Annotated in this window: 28 protein-coding genes and 1 riboswitch; of the genes, 8 read left to right on the top strand and 20 right to left on the bottom strand. The window is 65.6% G+C overall.

The features are described from left to right. Positions 1 to 19: 19 nt before the first annotated feature. The 15 genes from hisG to FVF58_RS27860 all read right to left on the bottom strand — a co-directional run bounded on the left by hisG (position 20) and on the right by FVF58_RS27860 (position 11,974). A complete protein-coding gene (hisG, locus tag FVF58_RS27930) occupies positions 20 to 718 on the bottom strand; it encodes an ATP phosphoribosyltransferase (RefSeq protein WP_149673024.1) in 699 nt (232 codons plus the stop codon). Continuing rightward, the gene (gene murA / locus FVF58_RS27925) at positions 715 to 2,070 is read right to left on the bottom strand and encodes a UDP-N-acetylglucosamine 1-carboxyvinyltransferase (RefSeq protein ID WP_425468977.1); all 1,356 of its coding nucleotides are present in this window, start codon (positions 2,068 to 2,070) and stop codon (positions 715 to 717) included. The genes hisG and murA overlap by 4 nt, the downstream gene beginning before the upstream one ends. An 18-nt stretch (positions 2,071 to 2,088) precedes the next feature. Beyond that, positions 2,089 to 2,328 carry a BolA family protein gene (locus FVF58_RS27920; protein ID WP_006052280.1) on the bottom strand — a complete coding sequence of 80 codons (240 nt, stop codon included), beginning with the start codon at positions 2,326 to 2,328 and terminating at the stop codon, positions 2,089 to 2,091. Between the two features lie 15 nt (positions 2,329 to 2,343). Next, the gene (locus FVF58_RS27915) at positions 2,344 to 3,099 is read right to left on the bottom strand and encodes an ABC transporter permease (protein ID WP_149673023.1); all 756 of its coding nucleotides are present in this window, start codon (positions 3,097 to 3,099) and stop codon (positions 2,344 to 2,346) included. After that, on the bottom strand, positions 3,096 to 4,028 hold the full coding sequence (locus FVF58_RS27910; protein ID WP_149673022.1) for an ABC transporter ATP-binding protein: 933 nt from the start codon (positions 4,026 to 4,028) through the stop codon (positions 3,096 to 3,098). The genes FVF58_RS27915 and FVF58_RS27910 overlap by 4 nt, the downstream gene beginning before the upstream one ends. A gap of 229 nt (positions 4,029 to 4,257) precedes the next feature. Beyond that, entirely contained in the window at positions 4,258 to 4,560 is a 303-nt protein-coding gene (locus tag FVF58_RS27905) for an STAS domain-containing protein (protein ID WP_149673021.1), read from the bottom strand. Continuing rightward, positions 4,557 to 5,189: an MlaC/ttg2D family ABC transporter substrate-binding protein gene (locus tag FVF58_RS27900; protein ID WP_149673020.1), complete on the bottom strand. Its 633-nt coding sequence runs from the start codon at positions 5,187 to 5,189 to the stop codon at positions 4,557 to 4,559. Before FVF58_RS27900 ends, FVF58_RS27905 begins: the two co-directional genes overlap by 4 nt. Before the next feature lie 114 nt (positions 5,190 to 5,303). Continuing rightward, a complete protein-coding gene (locus FVF58_RS27895) occupies positions 5,304 to 6,320 on the bottom strand; it encodes an MlaA family lipoprotein (protein ID WP_149673019.1) in 1,017 nt (338 codons plus the stop codon). An 11-nt stretch (positions 6,321 to 6,331) separates the two neighbouring features. Continuing rightward, entirely contained in the window at positions 6,332 to 6,871 is a 540-nt protein-coding gene (gene mlaD, locus FVF58_RS27890; protein WP_149673018.1) for an outer membrane lipid asymmetry maintenance protein MlaD, read from the bottom strand. A gap of 86 nt (positions 6,872 to 6,957) precedes the next feature. Further along, positions 6,958 to 7,725 (bottom strand): lipid asymmetry maintenance ABC transporter permease subunit MlaE, encoded by a 768-nt coding sequence (mlaE, locus tag FVF58_RS27885; RefSeq protein WP_149673017.1) that lies wholly within the window; start codon positions 7,723 to 7,725, stop codon positions 6,958 to 6,960. Then, positions 7,722 to 8,543 (bottom strand): ABC transporter ATP-binding protein, encoded by an 822-nt coding sequence (locus tag FVF58_RS27880; RefSeq protein ID WP_149673016.1) that lies wholly within the window; start codon positions 8,541 to 8,543, stop codon positions 7,722 to 7,724. Before FVF58_RS27880 ends, mlaE begins: the two co-directional genes overlap by 4 nt. A 94-nt stretch (positions 8,544 to 8,637) precedes the next feature. Further along, positions 8,638 to 9,741 (bottom strand): thiamine phosphate synthase, encoded by a 1,104-nt coding sequence (thiE, locus tag FVF58_RS27875; RefSeq protein WP_149673015.1) that lies wholly within the window; start codon positions 9,739 to 9,741, stop codon positions 8,638 to 8,640. Next, positions 9,738 to 10,553: a thiazole synthase gene (locus FVF58_RS27870; protein ID WP_149673014.1), complete on the bottom strand. Its 816-nt coding sequence runs from the start codon at positions 10,551 to 10,553 to the stop codon at positions 9,738 to 9,740. Before FVF58_RS27870 ends, thiE begins: the two co-directional genes overlap by 4 nt. A 41-nt stretch (positions 10,554 to 10,594) precedes the next feature. Next, on the bottom strand, positions 10,595 to 10,792 hold the full coding sequence (gene thiS, locus FVF58_RS27865) for a sulfur carrier protein ThiS (protein ID WP_121315856.1): 198 nt from the start codon (positions 10,790 to 10,792) through the stop codon (positions 10,595 to 10,597). Positions 10,793 to 10,843: 51 nt separating this feature from the next. Continuing rightward, entirely contained in the window at positions 10,844 to 11,974 is a 1,131-nt protein-coding gene (locus tag FVF58_RS27860; protein ID WP_149673013.1) for an FAD-dependent oxidoreductase, read from the bottom strand. Between the two features lie 225 nt (positions 11,975 to 12,199). Then, positions 12,200 to 12,323: riboswitch (TPP riboswitch) on the bottom strand. A 423-nt stretch (positions 12,324 to 12,746) separates the two neighbouring features. Here FVF58_RS27860 and FVF58_RS27855 point away from each other — a divergent pair. From FVF58_RS27855 to FVF58_RS27835, 5 genes are all read left to right on the top strand, one after another. Beyond that, on the top strand, positions 12,747 to 14,498 hold the full coding sequence (locus FVF58_RS27855) for an ABC transporter ATP-binding protein/permease (protein ID WP_149673012.1): 1,752 nt from the start codon (positions 12,747 to 12,749) through the stop codon (positions 14,496 to 14,498). A gap of 2 nt (positions 14,499 to 14,500) precedes the next feature. Then, positions 14,501 to 15,298: an SDR family NAD(P)-dependent oxidoreductase gene (locus tag FVF58_RS27850; protein WP_149673011.1), complete on the top strand. Its 798-nt coding sequence runs from the start codon at positions 14,501 to 14,503 to the stop codon at positions 15,296 to 15,298. Positions 15,299 to 15,621: 323 nt separating this feature from the next. Then, positions 15,622 to 16,083, top strand: a complete 462-nt coding sequence (locus FVF58_RS27845) for a hypothetical protein (RefSeq protein ID WP_149673010.1) — start codon at positions 15,622 to 15,624, stop codon at positions 16,081 to 16,083. Positions 16,084 to 16,151: 68 nt separating this feature from the next. Beyond that, positions 16,152 to 16,793 carry a hypothetical protein gene (locus FVF58_RS27840; protein ID WP_149673009.1) on the top strand — a complete coding sequence of 214 codons (642 nt, stop codon included), beginning with the start codon at positions 16,152 to 16,154 and terminating at the stop codon, positions 16,791 to 16,793. 102 nt (positions 16,794 to 16,895) lie between these two features. Further along, positions 16,896 to 17,633: a response regulator gene (locus FVF58_RS27835; protein WP_149673008.1), complete on the top strand. Its 738-nt coding sequence runs from the start codon at positions 16,896 to 16,898 to the stop codon at positions 17,631 to 17,633. A 63-nt stretch (positions 17,634 to 17,696) separates the two neighbouring features. On the opposite strand, the gene FVF58_RS27830 is transcribed toward FVF58_RS27835, so the two are convergent. The 4 genes from FVF58_RS27830 to FVF58_RS27815 form a co-directional block, all read right to left on the bottom strand. Then, positions 17,697 to 18,368 (bottom strand): flagellar basal body L-ring protein FlgH, encoded by a 672-nt coding sequence (locus tag FVF58_RS27830; protein ID WP_149673007.1) that lies wholly within the window; start codon positions 18,366 to 18,368, stop codon positions 17,697 to 17,699. A gap of 85 nt (positions 18,369 to 18,453) precedes the next feature. After that, positions 18,454 to 19,167: a hypothetical protein gene (locus tag FVF58_RS27825; RefSeq protein WP_149673006.1), complete on the bottom strand. Its 714-nt coding sequence runs from the start codon at positions 19,165 to 19,167 to the stop codon at positions 18,454 to 18,456. A 3-nt stretch (positions 19,168 to 19,170) separates the two neighbouring features. Then, complete coding sequence (locus tag FVF58_RS27820) at positions 19,171 to 19,338, bottom strand: DUF6726 family protein (protein ID WP_342802415.1); 168 nt, start codon at positions 19,336 to 19,338, stop codon at positions 19,171 to 19,173. 45 nt (positions 19,339 to 19,383) lie between these two features. After that, on the bottom strand, positions 19,384 to 19,566 hold the full coding sequence (locus tag FVF58_RS27815; protein WP_149673004.1) for a hypothetical protein: 183 nt from the start codon (positions 19,564 to 19,566) through the stop codon (positions 19,384 to 19,386). A 411-nt stretch (positions 19,567 to 19,977) separates the two neighbouring features. Between FVF58_RS27815 and FVF58_RS27810 the strand changes: the two genes are divergently transcribed. Both FVF58_RS27810 and FVF58_RS27805 read left to right on the top strand, forming a co-directional pair. Further along, positions 19,978 to 20,718, top strand: a complete 741-nt coding sequence (locus FVF58_RS27810) for a response regulator (protein ID WP_149673003.1) — start codon at positions 19,978 to 19,980, stop codon at positions 20,716 to 20,718. Continuing rightward, the gene (locus tag FVF58_RS27805; RefSeq protein WP_149673002.1) at positions 20,715 to 21,986 is read left to right on the top strand and encodes an ATP-binding protein; all 1,272 of its coding nucleotides are present in this window, start codon (positions 20,715 to 20,717) and stop codon (positions 21,984 to 21,986) included. Before FVF58_RS27810 ends, FVF58_RS27805 begins: the two co-directional genes overlap by 4 nt. A gap of 168 nt (positions 21,987 to 22,154) precedes the next feature. On the opposite strand, the gene FVF58_RS27800 is transcribed toward FVF58_RS27805, so the two are convergent. Next, positions 22,155 to 23,102, bottom strand: coding sequence for a tyrosine-protein phosphatase (locus FVF58_RS27800; RefSeq protein WP_149673091.1), 948 nt, complete (start codon positions 23,100 to 23,102; stop codon positions 22,155 to 22,157). A 350-nt stretch (positions 23,103 to 23,452) separates the two neighbouring features. Here FVF58_RS27800 and FVF58_RS27795 point away from each other — a divergent pair, with 350 nt between their 5' ends. Then, complete coding sequence (locus FVF58_RS27795) at positions 23,453 to 24,712, top strand: MFS transporter (RefSeq protein ID WP_149673001.1); 1,260 nt, start codon at positions 23,453 to 23,455, stop codon at positions 24,710 to 24,712. The last annotated feature ends 10 nt before the right edge of the window (positions 24,713 to 24,722 follow it).

The raw sequence follows: 24,722 nt of genomic DNA, 5'->3' as shown, positions 1-24,722 counted from the left end.
CGGGGTCACACTAACACTATCAGGCCACGGCGGAGTCAGCTTTCGACGCGCGTTCGAACGCGTCGAGAATCGGCCGCAACGCGGCGCGCTTGAGCTTGAGCGCCGCCTGGTTCACGACGAGGCGCGACGAAATCTGCATGATTTCCTCCACCTCGACAAGATTGTTGGCGCGCAAGGTATTGCCTGAACTCACCAGGTCGACGATCGCATCGGCCAAGCCCACCAGCGGGGCCAGTTCCATCGAACCGTACAGCTTGATCAGGTCGACATGCACGCCCTTGGCGGCAAAATGCTCACGTGCGGTTTCAACGTACTTGGTCGCCACGCGCAAGCGGGCGCCCTGGCGCACCGCGTTCGCATAATCGAAACCTGCCGCGACCGCAACCGACATCCGGCAACGCGCGATATCCAGGTCGACCGGCTGATACAGCCCGCTGCCGCCATGCTCGAGCAGCACGTCCTTGCCCGCCACGCCGAAGTCGGCCGCGCCGTATTCGACATAGGTCGGCACGTCGGTGGCGCGCACAATGATTACGCGCAGGTTGGCGTCGGTGGTCGGCAGGATGAGCTTGCGCGAGGTTTCAGGATCTTCGGCGACTTCGATGCCGGCTGCGGCGAGCAGCGGCAGCGTTTCTTCGAAGATACGCCCTTTCGACAAAGCCAGCGTAAGCGGCGCGCTCACCGCCGGCGACGACGACGTTTGCGGCATCGAACTCATGCGTGGCTCCCGGACACGCGGCGCACCTTTGCGCCGATCGCGTTGAGCTTGGTCTCCATCCGGTCGTAGCCGCGATCCAGGTGATAGATGCGATCGATCAACGTCTCGCCTTCGGCGCGCAGCGCGGCGATCACGAGACTCGCGGACGCGCGCAGATCGGTGGCCATCACCATCGCGCCGGACAGCTTGTCGACGCCGTTCACGAGCGCGGTGTTGCCGTCGATCGTGATGCTCGCGCCGAGGCGGTTCAATTCCTGCACGTGCATGAAGCGGTTCTCGAAGATCGTTTCGACGACCTGCGAGGTGCCGTCCGCGATCGTGTTCAGCGCCATGAACTGCGCCTGCATGTCGGTCGGGAACGCGGGGTATTCGGAGGTGCGGAACGTGACGGCGGCCGGACGCTTGTCCATGCGTACGCGCATCCAGTCGTCGCCCTCTTCGATCGTGACGCCGGCTTCGCGCAGCTTTTCGGTCACCGCTTCGAGAATCAGCGGACGCACCTTCCGCAGCGTGACGTCGCCGCCGGCCGCCGCCACCGCGCACAGGAACGTGCCGGCTTCGATGCGGTCCGGAATCACGGTGTGCTTCGCGCCGTGCAGCTTGTCGACGCCCTGGATCACCAGGCGATCCGTGCCGATGCCTTCAATCTGCGCGCCCATCGCGACCAGCAGATGCGCGAGGTCGCCGACTTCCGGCTCACGCGCCGCGTTCTCGATGACCGTTTCGCCTTCGGCCAGCACCGCCGCCATCAGCAGGTTTTCCGTTCCCGTCACGGTGATCATGTCGGTGACGATGCGCGCGCCCTTCAGGCGCTTCGCGCGTGCTTCGATGAAGCCGTGCTCGATCGTGATCTCGGCGCCCATCGCCTGCAGGCCCTTGATGTGCTGATCGACCGGACGGGCGCCGATCGCGCAGCCGCCCGGCAGCGACACCCGCGCATGACCAAAGCGCGCGACCAGCGGGCCGAGCACGAGGATCGACGCGCGCATGGTCTTGACCATTTCGTACGGCGCGACGACGTTGTCGACCTTCGACGCGTCGAGCGCCACGCGCCCTTCGCCGCTCTCGATGCGCACACCCATCTGGGCGAGCAGCTTGAGCATCGTGCGCACGTCCTGCAGATCAGGCACGTTCTCCAGATGCACCGGCTCCGCGCTGAGCAGACCCGCGCACAGGATCGGCAACGCCGCGTTCTTCGCACCCGAGACGACAACTTCACCCGACAGCGGGTAGCCACCTTCAATGACGAGTTTATCCATGCCTGTCAGTTCCTGATTGACCCGGACTTCGGCCGGGGCTGCATTGACCGTGTTCGACGCGCCGCTACCGGCGTCGCGTCCTTCTTGAGTAATTCGCACTAAATTTCCAGATTACGCGTTCTGCCATTCGGCGGGCGTCAGCGTCTTCATGCTGAGCGCGTGGATTTCTTCACGCATGCGGTCGCCGAGCGCCGCATACACGAGTTGATGGCGCTGGATCAGACGCTTGCCTTCGAAGCTCGGCGAGACGATGGTCGCAAAGAAATGCTGGCCGTCGCCTTCGACTTCGAGATGCTGGCAAGCGAGACCAGCCGCAATGTATTGCTTGACCTGTTCGGGAGTCGGCAACATGAGAGAAGCTCCTGATCAGTGGCGCAGTTTGTAGCCGGAAGCGAGCATGCGCATCGCCACCACGGCCAGCACCACGAAGAAACCGGCGACGATTGCGAGGCTCACGAGCGGATTGATATCCGACATCCCGAAGAAGCCGTAGCGAAAGCCGTCGATCATGTAGAAAAAAGGATTGAGCCGCGACACTTCGCGCCACCCCGCGGGCAGCGTGTGCGTTGAGTAGAACACGCCCGAGAGGAACGTGAGCGGCATAATAAGAAAGTTCTGGAACGCAGCAAGCTGATCGAACTTCTCGGCCCAAATGCCGGCGATCAACCCGAGCGTGCCGAGAATCGCCGCGCCGAAAATCGCGAACAGAATGATGTAGAGCGGCGCTGTGAAGCTGACCGGCACGAACCAGATCGTCACGATGAACACGCCGAAGCCGACCGCCAGCCCGCGCGCAACGGCGGCGAGCACATAGGCGCCGAACATCTCGTAGTGCGACAGCGGCGGCAGCAGCACGAACACCAGGTTGCCGGTGATCTTCGACTGGATCAGCGACGACGAGCTGTTCGCGAACGCGTTCTGCAACACGCTCATCATCACGAGACCCGGGATCAGGAAGCTCGTGTATTCGACACCCGGATAGACCTGCACGTGGTCGCGCAGGGCGTGGCCGAAGATGGTCAGATAAAGCAGCGCGGTGATGACCGGCGCGAGCACGGTCTGGAACGACACCTTCCAGAAACGCAGAAGCTCCTTGTAAAACAGCGTACGGAAACCGCTCATGCAAGCCCCTCGATCACTTCCGGACCGTTCATCACCTGAACGAACACGTCTTCGAGGTCGGCCTTGCGGACCTCGATTTCTTCGAATGTACAGCCCGCCGCACGGCACTGCGCGAGAATCCGCTCGACTTCGTCGTAGCTCGACAGGCGCAGCAGATGCTGGCGGCCGTTACCGTTGCCGGCGCCGCTCTCCGCTTCGAGCGGACGCAGTTCGACTGGCAGCACGCCCTGCGCGAACCGCACGAACAGTTGCATGCCGGCAAAGCGTTGCAACAGCGTGCTGGTGCGATCCAGCGCGACCACTTCGCCACGCCGCAGCATCGCGATGCGGTCACACAGCGACTCGGCTTCTTCCAGGTAGTGCGTGGTCAGCACGATGGTGTGGCCTTCGCGGTTCAGACGCGAGATGAATTTCCACAGCGTTTGACGCAGTTCGACGTCGACGCCCGCGGTCGGCTCGTCGAGCACGATCACCGGCGGCCGGTGCACCAGCGCCTGCGCAACCAGCACGCGGCGCTTCATGCCGCCCGACAGCGCGCGCATGTTGGCGTCGGCTTTGTCGGTGAGGTCGAGATTGGCCATGATCTCGTCGATCCACGCGTCGTTGTTGCGCAGCCCGTAGTAGCCGGACTGGATGCGCAAGGTTTCGCGCACGGTGAAGAACGGGTCGAACACGAGTTCCTGCGGCACGACGCCGAGCGCGCGGCGCGCATGGCGGAAATCGTCCACGACGTCATGGCCGCGCACTGCGATGCTGCCTTCATCGGCGCGAGCGAGGCCCGCGAGGATGCTGATGAGCGTCGTCTTGCCCGCGCCGTTCGGACCGAGCAGACCGAAGAACTCGCCTTCTTCGACCGTGAGGCTGACGCCCTTGAGCGCCTGCAAGTCCTTGTAGCGCTTCTTGACGTTACGAATTTCTATGGCTGACATGACTGTGGACCGCGTGCGTCGCGGCGCCTAAAGGAGCCCGGAGTGGGCGCGCAAATGCTGGAAAGGAACGGAATTGGGGCCGGTTAGCCGCCCCAAAAAACGTTTGATTATAGGGCAAAAACCAGAGGCCTCGCCTGAGGCAGGGGGATTGGAAGCGACGCGCTTACCAGCTCAATGCAGCGTCAATGTCGCGCCGACGCAACCAGGTTGCGTGGGACCGGAGTAAGCGCTAAAGCGCTAACGCCGGTCGACACAGGAGGGTATCGACGCCGTAGGCTTGCGCGAGACTGGCAAGACCAGCCGGCAGATTGACGATCACGAATTCGACGCCGCGAGTCTGAGCGGCACGCTTCCACGCGAGCAGCACGGCCAGCGCGGACGAGTCGAATTGCACGAGCGGCGCGCAGTCCACGCTGCCCGCGCCCGCCTCGATGCGTTGCAAACCCGCCGCGAGCGCGGCTTTCGCACTCGCGTGGGTCAATGTCCCGCCGCTTTCGAAGCGGTTGGCGACGGGAGTCAGCAGTTCGCTCACGACTGCTTGCCTGCGGCGAGTTGCTGGTTGCGCTGCGTGAGGAACTGGATCAGTCCATCCACGCCCTTCTGCTGGATCTGCTCGTTGAACTGCTGCTGATACGCCTGGATCAGCCATGCGCCGAGCACGTTGATGTCATACACGCGCCAGCCTTGCGGCGTCTTGTACAGACGGTAGTCGAGTTCGATCGGCGAGCCGTTGTTCATCACGACCGAGCGCACCACCGTATCGGTGTCGTCGGGGTTCATGCGGAACGGCTTGTACTGGATCTCCTGATCGCGCACCTGCGCAAGCGCGCCCGAGTACGTGCGGATCAACAGCGTCTTGAACTGCTCGACCACCTGGCTCTGCTGCTCGGGCGTGGCCGTGCGCCAGTTGCGGCCCATCGCCAGTTGCGTGGTGCGGCGGAAATCCGTGTACGGCAGGATCTTTTCGTTGACCAGACGCGTGATGTGCGAGATGTCGCCTTGCTGAATCGACTTGTCGCCACGGATCGCATCGATCACCTGCTGGGTGACGGTCTTGACCATGCCGTCCGGCGAATTCGTGTCGACGGTTTGCGCCGATGCACCGGCGCTGGCGAACGAGAACAACGCGGCAAACAACGGAATCAGGAAGAATTTTTTCATATCGAACCTAGCCTCAAAAATAGTGCAAGCGTTGGAGCGGACCTTAACACGCGAGTTCGACGGCAATCCATGCGCAAACTGCGAGAGTCGTATCGATCTGTTACGGCTTCACACTTAGTGCAATTTGAAGGACGGAAAATTGAAACGCGTGGGCGGCACCAGTTGCCCGGCCGGAATCTGCGTCGTTTCGGGACCGCCGTTGAGGTCCAACGGCGGCGTTTCAGTGGCGCCCGATGCGGGTTCCGGCGCGGCGGCCGGCTCACCCTGCGGCGGCGTCGCCACAGCGGTGCCGGAGGCCGCGGCCGCCTTCGCGGCGGCACCCGCGGTGCCGGTGACGGCGCCGGCCGGCGCGGCGGCCGCGCCGGAGTCGACGTCCTCGTATTTCGGCAGCGGCGCTTCCTGATCGTAATTCGGCAGCGTCGCCGAACGCCGGCCGTCCGACAGCAGATACTGGCGACGTTGCAGATACGCGTTACGCACGAACGAGTATTTGTCGAGCGCGGCGCCTTCCAGCACGTCGCTCGCACCCAGCAGGTTGGCGCGCACGTTGACGATGTTCAGACCATACAGCCCCCAGCTCAGACCCGGCGGATCGATGTAGCTCAGCGGGTTCACATAGTAGTTGCCGACCGAGCCGACCGCGTCGCGCACGGTGCTCGGCCCAAATAGCGGCAGCACCAGATACGGCCCCGGCGGCACGCCGTAGTGGCCGAACGTCAGGCCGAGGTCGTTCTCGTGCTTGGGCAGCTTCGCGAGCGTCGCGACGTCGAACAGCCCGCCGACGCCGAACACCGTGTTGATCACGATCCGCATGATGTCCTGCACGCCGTCTGTGATCTTCAACTGCAGCAAGTTGTTCGCCGCGATGTAGACGTCGCCGATGTTCGAGAAGAAGTTCGTCACGCTGTCGCGCACCGGCTGCGGGGTGGCCCACACGTAGCCTTTGGCGACCGGCTTCAGCGCGTATTGGTCGATCTTGTCGTTGACCGTGAAGATCGTGCGGTTGAAGCCTTCGAACGGGTCGCCCTTGGTCGGCGTCTGCACGGTCGTGCAGCCGGCGAGCAGCACGGCCGCCACCGCCACCTTGCCTAGCTGGAAGGCGCGCGCGCCCTCGATGCGTGAGGTCTGCATGCTTGTTCTCCTTATTGGCCCGCGGCGCCGGAGGCGGGCATACCCGGTGCCGGAGCCGCCCGTGCGGGCGCTGCGGCAGCGGGCTTCGACGCCCCGGAATCTGCGGCCTTGCTATAGAGGAACTGACCGATGAGATTTTCCAGCACGATCGCCGATTGCGTCATCGCAATCGTGTCGCCGGCCTTCAGCATTTCGGTGTCGCCACCGGGTTCGAGTCCGATGTACTGTTCGCCGAGCAGACCCGAGGTAAGGATCTTCGCCGAGGTGTCCTTCGGAAACTGATACTGCTTGTCGAGATCAATCGTGACGACCGCCTGATACGCGTTGCTGTCGAAGCCGATCGAGGCGACCCGGCCGACCGTCACGCCCGCGCTCTTCACCGGCGCGCGCGCCTTGAGGCCGCCGATATTGTCGAACTTGAGTTTGACCGGGTAGGTTGCCTGGAAAGACAACGAGCTCATGTTGCCGGCCTTCAGCGCGAGAAACAGCAACGCCACGAAACCCAACACCACGAACAGGCCGACCCAGAAGTCGAGAACAGTCTTTTTCATCGTCATCCCAAAGTGAATCCGCCACGCCGTCGACGTTCCCCGCGCAGCGCGAGACGCGCCGCCGGCGGAAAACGTGCAGCGCGGACTTAGCTGAACATCAATGCGGTCAGCAGAAAATCGAGGCCGAGCACCGCCAGCGACGCATACACGACGGTCTTGGTCGTCGCGCGCGAGACGCCTTCCGGCGTCGGCTTGGCTTCATAGCCTTGAAACAGCGCCACGAACGTGACCGCGAGGCCGAACACCACGCTCTTGACGACCCCGGCGCCGACATCGCGCCACACATCCACGCCGCTTTGCATCTGCGACCAGAACGCGCCGGCATCGACGCCGATCAGCAGCACGCCCACCACGTAGCCGCCCAGCACGCCGACCGCGCTGAAGATGGCGGCAAGCACCGGCATCGCGATAATGCCGGCCCACAGGCGCGGCGCGACCACGACCTTGACCGGGTCGACGGCCATCATTTCCATGGCGGTCAGTTGCTCGCCCGCCTTCATCAAACCGATCTCGGCCGTCAGCGATGTGCCGGCCCGGCCGGCGAACAGCAGCGCCGTGACCACCGGTCCGAGTTCGCGCACGAGCGACAGCGCGACCAGCAGCCCCAGCGCCTGTTCGGAGCCGTAGCGGTTCAGCGTGTAATAACCCTGCAAGCCGAGCACGAAGCCGACGAACAGCCCCGACACGGCAATGATCACCAGCGAATAATTACCCACGAAGTGGATCTGCTTCGTGACAAGGCGCGGACGGCGCAGCAGCGGGAAGAATTCGAGCAGCAGCCGGAAGAAAAATCGCGTGGCGTAGCCGGCCGTGCCCAGCCCGCTGATCACCGAGCGACCAATCGCACTGATCATGACTGGCCTCCGCCGATGCCGAAGTCCGCCGCCAGCGGCGCGTTGCTCGGATAGTGGAATTTGAATGGGCCGTCCGGCGCGCCGTCGATGAACTGCCGCACCGTCGGATCGGTCGATGCGCGCAGTTCGGCCGGCGTGCCCTCGGCGTGCACCCCGCCGTTGGCGAGAAAGTAGACGTAATCCGCGATAGCGAACGATTCCGGCACGTCGTGCGTGACGAGGATCGAGGTGGCGCCGAGCGCCTGATTCAACGCGCGGATCAGGTTCGCGGTGATGCCGAGTGAAATGGGATCGAGACCGGCGAACGGCTCGTCGTACATCATCAGTTCGGGGTCGAGGGCGATTGCACGCGCCAGCGCCACACGTCGCGCCATGCCGCCCGAAATCTCCGACGGCATCAGGTCGCGCGCGCCGCGCAAACCGACCGCGTTGAGCTTCATCAACACGAGGTCGCGCAGCAATTCTTCGGGAAGGTCGGTGTGCTCGCGCAGGGTGAAGGCGACGTTTTCGAACACCGACATGTCGGTAAACAGCGCACCGAACTGAAACAGCATGCCCATCTTGCGGCGCAGCGCATAAAGCCCGTCGCGCGTCTGCTGGCCGACATCCTGGCCCTGAAAAAGGATCTGACCGCGCTGCGCGCGCACCAAGCCGCCGATCAGACGCAGCACCGTGGTCTTGCCGCAACCCGAGCCGCCCATGACCGCGACGACCTGGCCGCGCTTGAAGCGCAGGTTCAGGTTCGACAGGACAAGCCGGTCGCCGTAACCGAAGTCGACGTCGCGCAGCTCGAGTAAGGTCTCGGGGGAGGAAGACACGAAACTGACAGTCCTTTTACACGGAAGGCCGAATTATAGGGCCATCATGCAAAAGTTGCCGTGAAGCGCCCAGTCCCTTAACGATGCCTGACCATTATCGCGTAAACCCTTGTTGCAACGCAGAAACGGCGGCCGCAGGATCGACCGCTTCCGTCACGGCGCGCACCACCGCCGCGCAGCCGACGCCGGTCGCCAGCACGTCGGGCAGCACCTGCAGGTCGATCCCGCCGATCGCCACCAGCGGCACGACGCCGTCCAGCAACCGCACGTAGCGGGCCAGACGCTTGAGGCCCTGCGGCGCGGTCGGCATGACCTTGGTCGTGGTCGGGAACACTGCGCCCAATGCAATGTAGCTCGGCCGGAAATGCAGCGCCTTCAGAATCTCGTAGAAACCGTGCGTTGACAGACCCAGCCGGACGCCGGCTGCGGCCAGCGCGGACAGGTCGGCGGTATGCACGTCTTCCTGGCCGAGGTGCACGCCGTACGCGCCCGCTTCGAGCGCGGCCCGCCAGTGGTCGTTGATGAACACCTGGGCGTCGTGCGCGCGGCCGGCGGCCACGCAGCGGGCGATTTCGCGCTTCAGTTCGTCGGCGGGTTCGGCCGATTTGCGGCGCAGTTGCACCGTCTTCACACCGAAGCCCACTACCCGTTCGACCCACTCGGCGCTCGGCAGCACCGGGTACAAACCGAGGCGCTCAGGGCAGCGCGCGAACGCCTGCGCCGGCGCGGTCGGCAAACCGGCGAGACGCGGAAAACGGGCGAGATCGGCCGGAAAGGCGTCGTCGGCGCGGGTTTCGTCGCCGTCGCGCCACGCAAGGGCCAGCACCAGCGCATCGTGCGGATCGAACCCGCAATCGAGGAAAGCGGCCAGCGCGGCGATCCAGTCTTCCGCCAGATGGCCTTCGAGGCGGTACTTCTCGCCGCCCAGATGCAGCGTGGCCTTGTTCTCCGCCGCCTCGATCACGCCAGCGCCCTGCACCAGCCAGCGCGCGACCTGCTCGCCATGCTGCTGCGCGTCCGCGATCACGATCAGGTCGCCGCCGTTGGGTTCGTCCGGCGCGGTCAGGCAGATGCGCCACGGCGCATGGGTCGGCGGCCAGTCGCCGAGGCGCGCGCGGATCCGCTCGGTGGCTTCGGTGAGTTCGTCGGCGGGCGGCCAGAACAGGTCGCGGTCCTTCAATGCCAGTGTTTGCGTCATGCGGCGCTCCCGTCTTGATGCCAGAACGGCATGCCGACTACCGGCGTGCTCGCGTGCGCGCTTTCGCGCTCGGCCATCGGTCCCGCCAGATAGGCCTGGCGCCCCGCTTCGACGCCCAGCGCAAAGGCGCGCGCCATCGCGTCGGGGTGTGTGGCCTGCGATACCGCGGTGTTCAGCAGCACGCCGTCGAAGCCCCACTCCATCACCTGCGCCGCATGCGACGGCACGCCGAGCCCGGCGTCGACGATCAGCGGCACGTCCGGCAGCCGCTCGCGCAGCACGCGCAGCCCGTACGGATTGATCACGCCCTTGCCGGTGCCGATCGGCGCGCCCCACGGCATCAGCGCTTCGCAACCCGCGTCCAGCAGACGCCGGCCGATCACCAGATCTTCGGTGCAATAAGGCAGCACCTTGAAGCCGTCCTTGACGAGCCGCGCGGCCGCTTCGATCAGGCCGACCGGATCGGGCTGCAGCGTGTAGTCGTCGCCGATCAGTTCGAGCTTGATCCAGTCGGTTTCGAAGATCTCGCGCGCCATGTGCGCGGTGGCCACGGCCTCGCCGACGGTCAGGCAGCCCGCCGTGTTCGGCAGCAGCGGCACGCCGTGGCGCTTGAGCAGATCGAAGAAGCCGGCTTCGGCGCCGCCTTCGTTCATCTGCCGGCGCAGTGCGACGGTCACCATGCCGGGCCGCGCCGCGTCGATCGAATCCGACAGCGACTGCAGCGATGGATAACGCGAGGTGCCGAGCAGCACGCGGCTCGCGAAAGTCTGGCCGTACAGCGTGAGCGCGTCGGCGGTTTGGGGGGAAGTCATTTGCATCATCCTGGTCTCCGGCAATGCGTGGCGGGCGGCGCTTAGCCGCCGGCGACGGGTTGCACGACATCGAGCCGGTCGCCCGGCTGCAGCGCGCGCGCGGCATGCTGGGTGCGCGCGACGAAATCGCCGTTCAGCGCGACCGCGAACGGCGGCCGCGCGCCGTACGCGGCGAGCGCATCGGCAACAGTCGCGCCTTCGGGCAGCGACAACGGCTTCTGATTGATATGAATGTCCATGGTGTTCGAATACGGTTCAATCGATGGCGAAAGCAGCACGGCGCGCAACGCTCATGCCGGCTCCCGCGCGGAATCCAGTTGGAAAAGCTCGCTCCAGCGCGCGTCGCGGCGCCAGTCGGCGAACGCGTCGGCATCGGCGATGCGGCCGTCGAGCAGCGCCGACGCAAAGCGCACGGCTTCGTCGGCGACCTCGGGCGCGATCATGTAGCCGTGTCGATACAAGCCGTTCACGCGCAGCGTCAGCGCGCCGTCCCACATGAGCGCCGGACGGTGGTCCGGCAAGGTCGGGCGGCACTGCGAATTCAGTTCGAGGATGCGCGCCTCGCCGAAGCCTGGATGCACGGAAAACGCCGCGCTCAGCAGTTCGAGCGCCGAGCGCACGCTGACCGGCGACATGTCCTCGCCTTCGACTTCGGTTGCGCCGATCACGTAGAGGTCGTTCTGCTTCGGCGCGATATAGAGCGGATAGCGCGGATGAAGCAGCCGCACCGGGCGCGTCAGGTTGATTCCGGGCGCATGCACGCGCGCGACTTCGCCGCGAATGCCGCGCAGCGTGGGCAGCACTGGCTTCGCGCCGAGGCCCCGGCAGTCGATCGTGACGCGCGCGGGCGGCGGCGCGTGATCGTCGACGGGCGTGTTCCAGTGTGTTTCGACACTGCGCTGCGCAAGGCCGGCGGCCAGCGCGGCCAGCACCTGGCGGTTGTCCAGCTGACCCTCGCGCGGCAGCAGCCAGCCCTGATTGAAGCGACCTGCCAACGCAGGCTCAGCGGCGCCTACCTGCGCGCCCGCCAGCGTCACGAAACCGCCGTCGAGCAATTCGGCCGGCGCGTTCGAGCGCACCCGGCGCTCAAACAGCGGCGCTTCGGTACGGTCGGCGTGATGCCACACGACCAGAGTGCCGTTACGTTGGAAGAACACCGGCTCGGGCAACTCGGCCAGCACTTGCGGCCAGCTATCAAGCGAACTCGCGCCGAGCCGCGTAATCAGCAACTCGGCGCTGGCGGCTTCGGCCAGCGGCGCCAGCATTGCCGCGGCGACCCACGCGGCGGCCTGCGAACCAGCGGCGTCGCCGCGCTCGTAAAGCGCCACGCGATGTCCTTGCCCGGCCAGCCGCCACGCGACCAGCCGGCCGCAGAGACCGCCGCCGAGGACGGCGAAATCGGGTTGTGCGGGACGGTTCATCGCGCGCACTCCCACTCCGGCTCGCGGCGGCAAGCAAGGCTAAAGCACGACGCGCCGACGGCGCCGTGGCGAAGAGCAAAACACATATCTGAAGAATAGGCGGTCATCGAGTCCTTTCCGTACGGCAAAAAAACGCACGTACCCAGGACGAAACCGGCGGGTGAAGCCGGCCGGACGATACGCGCGTACCGAAGTACGGACGCCGCCCGGCGGGGAATGGAAGACTGGCTGCTTCCGGAAACTTCCCGCGCCGGTATTACCCGGATCGGGTGCAAAGGGTCTCTCTCAGCCTCGCCGCCGCGGTGTGAAAATCACGCCGCCTGTGGGCGAAGCACCCCTGTTTCGTCGCAGGCCATTAGACCATAAAAGGCGCGGCGCCCGCAAACCAGCCGCTTGCACGCCCGGCCGGAGTTTGATCCGGCGCCTTGTTTCTGCGCGTCGATGCGAGCGGCCTCGGCGCTCTGGCACAATGCCGGGACCGGATGCCGCAACAAGCGTGGTGTGGACGGCTCGCATGCCGGCACGCGCAGGCGGCGGCATCGACGTGAGGCCCTTAAGCGAAAATTAATTCTCGCTTAAGGGCGTCACGCCAGAATCGGGCGCTCGCCCGGACGCGCGTTCGCCGAACCCGACGTCCGGCAAGTACCGCACCCCCGTTGCAGGGCGGCCCCGAGGATGGGCCGGTCCTCAGCGGGACAGCCCGACATGGGCCGGCCCGCATGGGCAGGCGCTTCGGATCAGCACTTCGGGCCAGCACTTCATCAGGACGCTCATGACATCAAACATCTCTGCCAGCCCCGCGCTGCCGGCCGACGAAAAAGTCTCCGCCTGGAGCCTGATCAAACCTTATTGGGTCTCCGAAGAACGCAAGACGGCGTGGGGTCTGCTCATCGCGATCATCGTGATGAACCTGCTCGTCGTGTGGATCAACGTGCGCCTGAACCGCTGGAGCGCCGACTTCTACAACGCGCTGCAAACCAAGAACGTGCACGATTTCCCGCACCTGCTGATGGTGTTCTCGGGACTCGCGTTCGGCTTCATCATCCTCGCGGTGTATGGGCGTTATCTGCGCCAGATGCTCGGCTTCCGCTGGCGCCAGTGGCTGACCACGCGCTACCTGAACGAGTGGCTGCACGACAGCGCCTTCTACCGGATCGAGCGCGACCGGCTCGCCGACAACCCCGACCAGCGGATCAGCGACGACCTGCAATCGTTCGCCACCACCACCCTGTCGCTGACGCTGGACTTGCTGTCCACGATCGTCACGCTCGTGTCGTTCATCACGATCCTGTGGTCGCTGGCTGGCGCGCTGACCATCTCGCTCGGCGGCATGCCGCTGCAGATTCCCGGCTACATGGTGTGGGCCGCGGCGCTGTACGCGGTGGTCGGTTCGCTCATCATCCAGAAGGTCGGCCATCCGCTCGTGTCGATCAACTACCAGGCGCAGAAAGTCGAGGCCGATTTCCGTTTCGGCCTGATCCGTCTGCGCGAGAACGCCGAGCAGATCGCCTTCTACAACGGCATGGATACCGAGAAGACGAACGCCCACTCGCTGTTCCATCGCATCCGCGACAACTGGTGGCAGGTGATGAAGTACACGAAGCGGCTCACCTTCGTGCTGAGCTTCTACGGCCAGATCGCGATCATCTTTCCGCTGGTTGTCGCCGCGCCCCGCTACTTCGCAGGCGCGTTCACGTTCGGTGTGCTGATGCAGATCTCGAGTGCATTCGGCACCGTCAGCGATTCGTTTTCGTGGTTCATCAATAGTTACGCGAGCCTCGTCGAATGGCGTGCCACCGTGAACCGGTTGCGCGAATTCGGGCGCGTCGTCCATGCGCCGCGCCTGAAGGAATCGGTCTCGCCGGCCACCGAGCATGGCGGCATCAATCTGCATTTCGTCGATTCCGATCAGCTTTCCACCGACGGCCTCAAACTCGCGTTGCCGAACGGCAACCCGCTGTCCCGTATTCGCGATATCGCTATTCAGCCGGGTTCACGCTGGCTGGTGCGCGGTCCCTCCGGCTCGGGCAAGAGCACGCTGATGCGCGCGCTCGCCGGCCTGTGGCCGTTCGGCGACGGCTCGATCGACGCGCCGGTCAACGCGCGCATGATGTTCATCCCGCAGGTCAGCTACATGCCGATCGGCACGCTCAAGGCGGCGCTCGCCTATCCGTCCGCAGCCGACGCCTACAGCGACGACGAGTGCCGCGAAGCGCTCGTCACCTGCCACCTGTCGGAGTACGCCGACCGTCTGAAGGAATCGGGACACTGGACGCGCATTCTGTCGCCGGGCGAACAGCAGCGCCTCGCCGCCGCGCGCGTGCTGCTGCACAAGCCCGACTACCTGTTCCTCGATGAAGCCACCAGCGCGCTCGATGCAGAAAACGAAGCGCGTCTTTATCGCATGTTTACGGAGCGGTTGCCGAAGGCGGCGATTGTCAGCGTCGCGCATCGCGAATCGCTGGCTGCGTTCCACGACGAAACGCTCGACGTCGAACGCTCCGGCGAAGCGGTCGCGGCCTGAGTATGAGCGCGGGCGATAACAGCAACGCAAGCGGCGCCGGCCCCGCGCGCGTCGTGCTGATTACCGGCGCGGGTTCCGGCATCGGCGCGGCGCTCGCGCGGCGCATCGCCGCGCCGGGCTCGGCACTGATGCTGCACGCACGTGGCGCCGACGCCGCCGCCCGCCAGCGTCTCTCCGATGTCGCCGCCGAGTGCGACGCGAAGGGCGCAAGCTGCGCGACGGTATTCGGCGATCTCGCCGAACGCGGCGCCGCCGAGCATCTGGTCCACCAAACCCTCGCGAGCTTCGGCGCACTCGATCAACTGGTCGCCAACGCCGGACATGCGCAGCGTCAGACGCTCGCCGCCCTCGACCCCGACACGTTCGGCGCGGCGTTCGCCGCGATGCCGGCCGCGTTCGCTGCGCTCGTCAAACGCGCCACCCCCGCATTCGAAACGTCGAAACGCGGCCGCGTGATCGCGCTGAGTTCGTTCGTCGCGCACCGCTATCGCGCGGATGTGCCGTTTGCCGCCACGGCGGCGGCGAAAGCGGCGCTCGAATCGCTGGCGAAAACCGCCGCCGCCGAACTCGCGCCGCACGGCGTGACGGTCAATTGCGTGGCGCCTGGGTACACCCGCAAAGATCGTGGGCCGAGTGCCGATAACGCATCGGTGTGGGCCCGCGCCGCCGAAGCAACGCCGCTCGGCCACGTCGCCGAGCCCGCGGATGTCGCTGCGCTGATCGCGTTCCTGCTCTCCGACGAAGCGCGCCACATCACCGGCCAGGTGATTCACGTCGACGGCGGGCTGACGCTCGGCTGAGCGTGGCCCAGGCCCGCAGCGAGCCATCCGGCGCGACAACCCGGCGAGCCTCACGCGCGCCGATCCAATGCGCGAAACACCGCCACGGCGATCGTCGCATTGCACACAGACACGCAACGACGCGCGACACACCCGCGCACTCATCACCCGCCGCACGGCAACACAACGCAAGTCCCTGAAACACGCGAGAAGAATTCGCAAGCATTTGCGAAGCGGCCAAGCTGTTCCGCCCTTTGAAAATGCCTGCCGGCAGCGACGATAGTCGTGCGGGCCGTACCACGCGTCGGCCCCAACGTCATTCACCGCTACTGGACTCTCCGCCCATGTCATTCGATCGCCGCTCCCATGCTTTGACCCAGCGCGCCGCGCTCGCTCTCGGCGCAGCCTTGCTGCTCGCGAGCGCCGCGCACGCAGCGCAAGCCACCTCGCCGGCCGAGCCTGCGGATGTTTGCCCCGCGCTCACGCACATCGTCGGCGCGGCCGATTTCAAGCAGTTGCGCACGCAACCCGCCGCGCAATTGCCGGGCCTCTCGAACGCCGACGACTGCCGCGCCAACACGCACGCATACGATTGCCACTGGCGCGCGCACTGGCAAGCCGACGGCGTGGTCAACGATCCGCTCGAAGAATTCGGCGCCGACATCGCGGCGTGCTTCCCGAACATCGTGCACGACGTCAACACGCCGACGCGTCAGCATTTCATCGTGACCACCGCCGACCGGCGCGTCAGCGTCACGGCAAGCGTGCAAGGGCAAAACGAATTGCGCCTGCGCATCACGCGCTGAGCGTGGGATTCATCGCCGCTGTCCGTTGCGAGCCGCCGCATCCCCTGACCGCCACCAGGCACCGTCTCATGACCTTCACGCCGAGCATGCACGCTTATGCTTTCACGCGAGCCCCTCGGGCCGCGTGGGTCAGATTGCGGCGGCCCTGCGCGTGGCTGGCCGTCGCCGCGTCGCTGGCGTTCGGCCTGAACGGCTGCGCGTGGACTCTGATTCAGGCGGCCGACGCCACCGGTTCGGTGATTCAGGCCGGCTACGCGATCGCGGCGAACTATTCGTCGCCGACCTTCGTCAACGGCCGGCCGGCCGACCTGCACCACGTCTGCATCGAGGTGAACCAGATGGTGTCGGTCGGCGATTTCGTGCCCGCGCTGCAACTCGCGCTCGAACGGCGCGGCATTCGTTCGGACGTCTACAATCCGGGCACCTCGCCCGCCGGCTGCGAGGCGCGGCTCGTATACAACGCCGCGATCGACTACGGCCGCCGTTCGTTCAGCGACGAATCGGTCCAGTACCTGTCGATCATCGATCTGACGCTGATCCAGGACGGCCGCATTCTCGTCACGGCCCGCTATCAGACCGGTGGCCTCAACACCGACCGCTTCTCGTCCGCGTCGACCAAGCTCAGTGGTCTGATCGACCGGATGGTGGTCGATCAGACCGACTTCGGGCGGCAGCCAATGCAGACCATTCAAACGTCGCAGGCGAATTGAGCGCGCGCTCCTTGGGTCGTTGCTTGCGTCGTCTTACACGGGAAAGAATTCGAAAGCCTCGCGCGCTTTTCGGCGCCCGCGCGGATCACTAAGATGACCTGAATGAACCAAACCATTCTTGTCGTCGACGACGACGCCGTCGTCCGTGAGCTCGTCAGCGAATATCTACAGGGGCGTGGCTTCAAAGTCGCCACGCTCGAACACGGCATGGCGCTGCAGCGCAAATTGCAGGAAGAGCGTCCCGCGCTGATCGTGCTCGACATCATGATGCCGGAGCTCGACGGCATAAGCGCGCTGCGCGCATTGCGCGTCGCCGGCGACGATATTCCCGTGATCCTGCTGACCGCGCGCGCCGATCCGATCGACCGCGTGATCGGACTCGAACTCGGCGCCGACGACTATCTCGGCAAGCCATTCGAACCGAGCGAGCTGGTCGCGCGGATTCGCACGGTGCTGCGCCGGCGCGGCGCAATTGCGCCGGGCGCGCCGGAGCAGCGTGCACCGTATCATTTCGGGCGTTTCGAAGTGAATTTCCCGGCGCGCGAATTGCGCCGCGACGGCGAGCGCATCCCGCTGCGTTCGAGCGAATTCGCGATGCTCAAGGTGTTCGTCACCCACGCGATGACCGTGCTCACACGCGCGCAGTTGCTGGAGAAATTGCACGGCAATAGCGAGGCGCATCGCAATCGCAGTCTGGACGTGTCGATCTGGCGTCTGCGCCGGCTGATCGAAGTGGACCCGTCCGAGCCGCGCTATGTGCAAACGGTATGGGGACGCGGCTATGTCTTCGTGCCGGACGGCGAGATCGGCGCAGCCGAGCGCAGCGCGTCGCTGAGCTAACGCGGTGTGTGTGACGGGCGACGAGCGATGCAGGCGGTACGTTGCATCGCGCGCCGCCCGGCCTCAGAACGTCAGCACGCTGAGGAACATTCTCTGCAGCCAGCCCATCGTGGTGGAGTCGGACACCATGCCCACGCCGGCCTGCTCGATGCGCGCGTTCGCGACCTTGCTCGACGCGACGAAGTTACCCGCTTCGATATCCTTAGGATTGACGATACCCGACAGCCGCAAGCGGTCGCGGTTGCCGCTCATCGCAATCACCTTCTCGCCCGACACCACCAGGTTGCCGGTCGACATCGTGCCGATCACGGTGACGGCCAGCGTGCCGCTCATGCCGCTGGCGTCGGTGAGACTGCCCTGCCCTTTGTATTCCGTGCTCGCCGAGCCGATGTTGAACAGCCGCGCGAGGCGTGCGGCGGCGTTGCTGGAGTGATCGGCGGCGTCGGCAGTGATGCTGCTCGCGCGACTCGCCGCGGCGGTCGAGCTGTTGTTGCCGCTATACGATTCCGCGAGGCGGATCGTCAGCACATCGCCGATATGCTGGGCGCGCGGCGTTTCATAGAGTAGCAGCGGCGTGCCCGCCTGATAGATCGCGCCTTGCGTGTTGACGTTCAGCGGCGCCGAGGCGAGCGGCGGCGCCATCGGCGTATCGACGATCGAGTTCTGCTGATGGCTCGCGCAAGCCGCGAGGCAAACCGTGGCGACTAGCGCGACAGTCAGACGTAGCGCGCTCATGCGTGCTCCTTGGCGGGACAGGCCGGGTCGGCCGGGTTCAAAATGGGTTGTGCGGGCGTGGCGCGCCATTCATCAGGTTTGCTCATCACCCCGCCTCGGCGCCGCTCGCCTGCCATTGCCGCACGACCGACTTCACCCACGCGTCCGAGCCCTTCAGCAGATACGTGAGCGTGCCGTTGCGGCTGCCCGGCAGAAAGCACAACGTGATCGAACTGACCGCGTTTTCCCACACATACATCGGCAGCGCGCCCGGCGACGACACGTTCCGCGTCGCGAGGCGCGGCGGCCCGTACCGGTCCGCGAGCGCGTCGCGCAAGTCCTCGGCGGTGATCTCGTCGATCACGAACGAAATCTCGTACAGATGCAACGCGCTCTGCGCGTCGGTGCGCGCGAAGCGCAGCACGTGCTCCAGCGCAGGTGCGCCGTCGACCACCGCTTGCGACAGCGCCCAGCGGTCGTCCTCCCGATGCGCCCAGCGGCACGCGACCGTCAGACTGTCGCGAGATTTCAGCCGCATGCCGAGCGCGCCCGCCTGCACGTCGGTCTCGCAAACCGGGACGCTGCCGAGCGGCGTCGCGCGCACGGTCGAGCCGGCGCGGAATTCGTCGAGCGTGATGCCGAGCGCGACACCGCGGAAAGCGAACGGCGCATCAGGCGAGCGCCGGTGCGCGTCGCCGGATGCGTTGTTCGACGCGGCGCTGGCCGCCTTTGCGTCGCGCGCGACGCGCTGCGCGTGAGCGGCCACCGGAACGACGCCGCCCAGCAGCGCCAGCACGCAGGCAATCCGTATGAGAGTCATGATTCAGTCGATGGCGGAGGCACACATATCGAATGGCGTGGACGCGGCATGGCCGACGACCGGGATGATTTTCAGCGTGGCCGAAGTCAGCCGGCACGGCAGCGCGGCGACGGCGCAGCCGCCGAGCGGCAGCAGCGCCGCGCCGAGCGTCAACCACGCAGCGACACGGATGAAGCGGTCAGAATTTCTCGAGGTCGACACACGGGCCTCGCCGGGTCAGGCGGTCGTATTGACGTGATGGCCGACGAGCCCGGTCGGCAACGACGGCCGCTCCGCGGTGGCGCCCTCCTGCGGCTGAGCGATGCCGCCCGGCTTGCTGGCGGTCGCGGGTTTTTCCGCCGCCGGTGTGGACGCGAGCGAAGAGAATGGGGTGGAACTGAGGTTGCCTGAAATGGTCATGATGAGCCTCGTGTGGCGGTGGGTTTCGGTTTCACGCCGCCGGCCTGTGGCCCGACGCATCGAGGCGGTCTCCGGCATGCGGCGCGATGTACTGCACGACGAATCATCCCGCCGCACCCGCACTCGCGATGCACGAAGCAAAGCGCGCTTTCCGGCGGTTCTTACGAGCCGTTCCGAGCGCTTGCCAGCGCTTCCCATTGCCTGCCAAATATTTTTCCGCAGAGCACTCCGACCCTATGACACGATTTCCGCGCCATGGAGCGCGCGGCCCAATGCGGCCGATCTGAAATATGCTGTGAGCCCTCAATGGTGGGCCTGAGCCGGGAGTCGGCGAAAGCGGCGCGGCGCATCGTAAGCATTGGTAAGAAAAGAGTCAGCCGCGCGCCGTGCGCGCCAGTCTAGAATTTCGCCATGAATCCACAGGTCCTTATCGTCGACGACGATCCGGTCGTACGCGATTTGCTATGCAAGTTTCTGCAATCGAACGGTTTCGACGCGTCTGTGCTGCACGACGGCACCCATCTCCAGCGCCGGCTAGAGCGTGAACGGCCATCGGTCGTCGTGCTCGACATCATGATGCCGAACACCGACGGCCTGCGCGCGCTCACCGCGCTGCGTGCCGCCGGCGACGACATCCCGGTAATTTTCGTGACCGCGCGCGGCACGGTGGCCGACCGCATCGTCGGCCTGTCGCTCGGCGCGGACGACTATCTGACCAAGCCGTTCGACCCGCGCGAACTGCTCGCGCGCATCCACACCGTGTTGCGCCGGCGCGGGCCGTGCACCACCAGTGCGCCGGAAGCCCGCAAGCGCTATCGGTTCGGCCCGTTCGAACTCGACTTCGCGACCCGTTCGCTGTCGCGCGACGATACGAAGCTGCCGTTGCGCGACAGTGAATTCGCGCTCCTGAAGATCTTCGTGAACAACCCGTACAAGGTGTTGTCGCGCGTGCTGATTCACGATCTCGTGCACCGCGACAACCTCGCCTTCCGCGACCGCAGTCTCGACGTGCCGATCTGGCGCCTGCGCCGCGTGATCGAAGACGATCCGTCCAATCCCTGCTACGTGCAGACCGTGCGCGGCAAAGGCTACGTGTTCGTGCCCGACGCTGACGGCACACCCTTCTCCGGCGAGGCCACGCCAGGCGCATGAAAAATCCGCTGAACACGCTGTTCGGCAGAATGGCGTTGCTGTCGGCAGCGGTGTTGTTCGCGATTCAAGCCGGCTGGTTCGTGCTGGTCGTGATGCAGCCGCCGCGCCATGAGATCGACGGCTTCGCACGCGGGCTTCTATTGGTGCTGCAAGCCGTCAACGGCGAGCCGATGAAGGGCGCCGCGCTCGCGCCCGCGATGCGCGTGCATCTCGTCCCCACCTGGAACATGCCGGCGAGCGTGCATCTGCACACGCCCACGATGCGTCCGCTGGTCCAACTGAGCCGGCAATTGCGCGAGAACCTGCCGCCCGGCACGCAGATCGCCGTCGACGACGTGCGCCCGCCGCAGCTTTGGGTTTTGTTCCCCGGCAAGTCGAACTGGGTGGTCGTGCCGGTCGACGTGCCGCCGCGCCCGCGTTTTGTCGTCGAAGGCGCGTCGATGCTGCTCGCGGCGCTGATCCTGTCGCTGTTCGCGGTGTGGCAGATGCAGCGGCCGCTGTCGCGCGTCGCCGACGCCGCGCGCGCGTTCGGCTCGGGCGGCCGGCCGGACCCGGTGACCGTGCAAGGCCCACGCGAACTGCGCGATCTGATCGGTTCGTTCAACGACATGATGCGGCGCCTGAACGAAGCCGGCGACGACCAGGCCGTGATGCTGGCCGGCGTCGCGCACGATCTGAAAGCGCCGCTGACGCGCCTGAAGTTGCGCGCGAGCGTGCTGGTGGCGGAGAACGAGCGCGCGGGTCTGATCCGCGATGTCGATTCGCTGACCAACATCGTCCAGCAGTTCCTCGAATTCGCCGGACAGTCCGCCGACGCCGGGCCGCCGGTCGAAGTCGACGAGTTTTTGCAGGAACAGTTTTCCTCCGGCGACAGCGCCGAAACCCCGCTGTTCACGCTCGATCTGCGCGCTGGGCCAAGATTCGCGCTGCCGCGCACGCTGCTCGACCGGCTGGTGACGAACCTCGTCGACAACGCGCTCGAGCACGGCACGCCGCCGGTGGAGATCGGCACCGCGCGCACCGACCGGCATTGGATCATCAGCGTGCGCGACCACGGCTCCGGCATTCCCGACGACCGCATTGCGGCCGCGATGAAGCCGTTCGTGCGGCTCGACGCCGCGCGCGGCGGCGAAGGCCATTGCGGCCTCGGCCTCGCGATCGTCGCGCGACTCGCGCACGATCGCGGCGGACGTTGTCAGGTGGGCAATCACGCGCAAGGCGGGCTGGAAGTGCGGATCGAATTGCCGGTCGACGCGACACCGGCGTAGTGGAAAGCGGATCGGCCAACGAGGGCGCTTACCTTCCCTTACAGGATGAATTATCGCGACGGCCGCGGACTTATAGTCACGCACGGCAACCTCGATGCCGCCCTTCTCTGTCCGCCCAGTTACTTGGGGCGGACTTTTTTTTGCCTTGGGCTTGGGCTGCGGCGCGCTTCAGCTCACGAGCCGGCTGCGCAACATGTCGATCGTCGTTTGCGGCATGCCGAGGCCGCGCGTCAGATAGTTCGCCATCGTGCCGTAGCTCGACTGCACCTGGTCGAAGCCGGCTTGCAGATAAGCCTCCTGAACTTCCAGCAAAGGCATCTGGATCGTCACGGCGGCCTCGCCGTCCTGCGTGCGCAGGGTCTCGGTTTGCGCGTTGATCGACGCCACCAGATAAGTGTTGCTGAGCAGATAGTCCTGCGTGATCACGTCGAGCGGCACGTTGGCGATGCTGAGCAGCAGCGCCGCGACCCAGCCCGCGCGATCCTTACCCGCGTTCGAATGAAACAACTGCGCGCCGGCGCCCTCGGCCAGATGCGTGAGCAGCGTGCCGTACGCGGCGCGCTGCGCGGCGCCGGTCACATACGCGCGAGCCTGCGATTCCATGAACGCGACGGCGGCGTCGGCCGTGTCCAGCACGGGCGTGACGAAGTCGCTGATGCCGAGTACGTTGAGCGTCTGCGCGATCGCACCGCCCGGCAGCACATCGTCGGTTCGCGCGATTTCGCCCGGCGTGCGCAGATCGTAGACCGATGCGATGCCGAGTTTGTCGATCGACGCCTGGTCGGCGCTGCTCAGTGTCAGCACATTCGCCCGATAGAAGGCGCCACGGCGCACCCGTTTGCCGTCGACAGTCAGGTAGCCTGCGCCGACGCCCGCCAGATCGCGGAAGTTGCTGACCGACGCCAGGTGTGGCGTTTCCGGCAGATCGGCGTCGAGGCCGCCGCCGCACGCGGAAAGAAGCGTGCTGCCCAGACCGGATGCCAGCACCACGCTGGCGGAGCCCTTGAGGAAGCCGCGGCGCGACGCGGAAATGGCGTCGAGCGTGTGGTGACTTGCCCTCGCGATCGGGCTCGCAGAGCGGCGGAATGGCGAGCTGGTTTTCGCGGTTGCGTGCATGAGGCGTGGCTGGCGCGGACGTGGGAAGGTTGTTCGCAGCATCGACGCTGCGGCCGCAGTTTAACGGTGGCCAATATGTTTTGCGTTACATAGTAGTAGTTGGTAAGGGAACGCGCGCACCGCACTGGCCCACTGACGACGGCGCGAGCGGCGGACCGGTGGTGTCGGCATCTTTCAAGCCGGTTTCCACGCGCTTTCGTCTCTTATCGGCGCTTATCGCGTCTTATCGGCTCTTACCGCCGGTCGCCATTTTTGACCACACCTGGCCTCGCGACGCCGCATCCCCGTAGAATACGGACACCTTTCCAACAAGCCCCGCAGGCAGAAAGACCTGGAGACCACAACACAACATGGCTTCTGTCCAATGGTTCGCCGAGCTGTCCCCGCGCGAGCGCCGCACGCTTTACGCCGGCTTCGGCGGCTACGCAGTCGATGCCTTCGACTTCATGATCTACTCGTTCCTCATTCCGACGCTGATCGCGACGTGGGGGATGACCAAAAGCGAAGCGGGCCTGATCGCCACCAGTTCGCTGATCTCGTCGGCGCTAGGCGGCTGGCTTGCCGGCATTCTCGCCGACCGCCATGGCCGCATCCGCGTGCTGCAATGGACCATCGCCACCTTCGCGATCTTCACCTTTCTGTCGGGCTTCACGCAGTCGTTCTGGCAACTGCTCGCCACGCGGACGCTGCAAGGCATCGGCTTCGGCGGTGAATGGTCGGTCGTGACGATCATGATGGCCGAAACCATCCGCTCGCCGCAGCATCGCGCCAAAGCCGTCGGCACCGTGCAGAGCAGCTGGTCGTTCGGCTGGGCGGCGGCGGCCATCGTCTATTGGGCGGCCTTCGCGCTGCTGCCGGAACAGTACGCATGGCGCGCGTGCTTCTGGGTCGGCCTGTTGCCCGCGGCGTGGATCATCTATATCCGGCGCAACGTGAGCGATCCGGAGATCTACCTCGAAACGCGCCGCGCGCGCGCAAGCGGCTTCGACACCTCGCACTTCATGCAGATCTTCTCGGCCGCGCACGTGAGGACCACGCTGCTCGGCAGCGTGCTGTGCACCGGCATGCTCGGCGGCTATTACGCGATCACCACGTGGCTGCCGACCTATCTGAAGACCGTGCGCCATCTGTCGGTGTTCAACACCAGCGGCTATCTGATCGTGCTGATCGTGGGGTCGTTCACCGGCTATATCGTCGGCGCGATTCTGTGCGACAGGATCGGCCGACGCGCGTCGTTCGTGCTGTTCGCGATCGGCTCGTTCGTGCTGGGCATGGTCTACACGATGCTGCCGGTCACCGACATGATGATGCTCGCGCTCGGCTTTCCGCTCGGGATTGTCGTGCAAGGGATTTTCGCGGGCGTGGGTGCGTATCTGTCGGAGCTTTATCCGAACGAGATACGCGGATCGGGCCAAGGCTTCTGCTATAACCTGGGGCGCGGGCTCGGCTCGTTCTTTCCGATTCTGGTCGGCACGCTGTCGCAGTCCATGACGCTCGTGAAGGCGATGGGCCTCGTTGCCGGCTCGGGATATCTGCTCGTGATCGTCGCCGCGCTGTGTTTGCCGGAGACCAAGGGCAAGGTGCTCGGCACGATCCGCTCCGCAGCCTGAATCCGCAGCA

This window comes from Paraburkholderia panacisoli (assembly GCF_008369935.1).
In the GTDB taxonomy this organism is placed as follows: domain Bacteria; phylum Pseudomonadota; class Gammaproteobacteria; order Burkholderiales; family Burkholderiaceae; genus Paraburkholderia; species Paraburkholderia panacisoli.
This window is presented reverse-complemented; position numbering and strand designations above follow the sequence as displayed.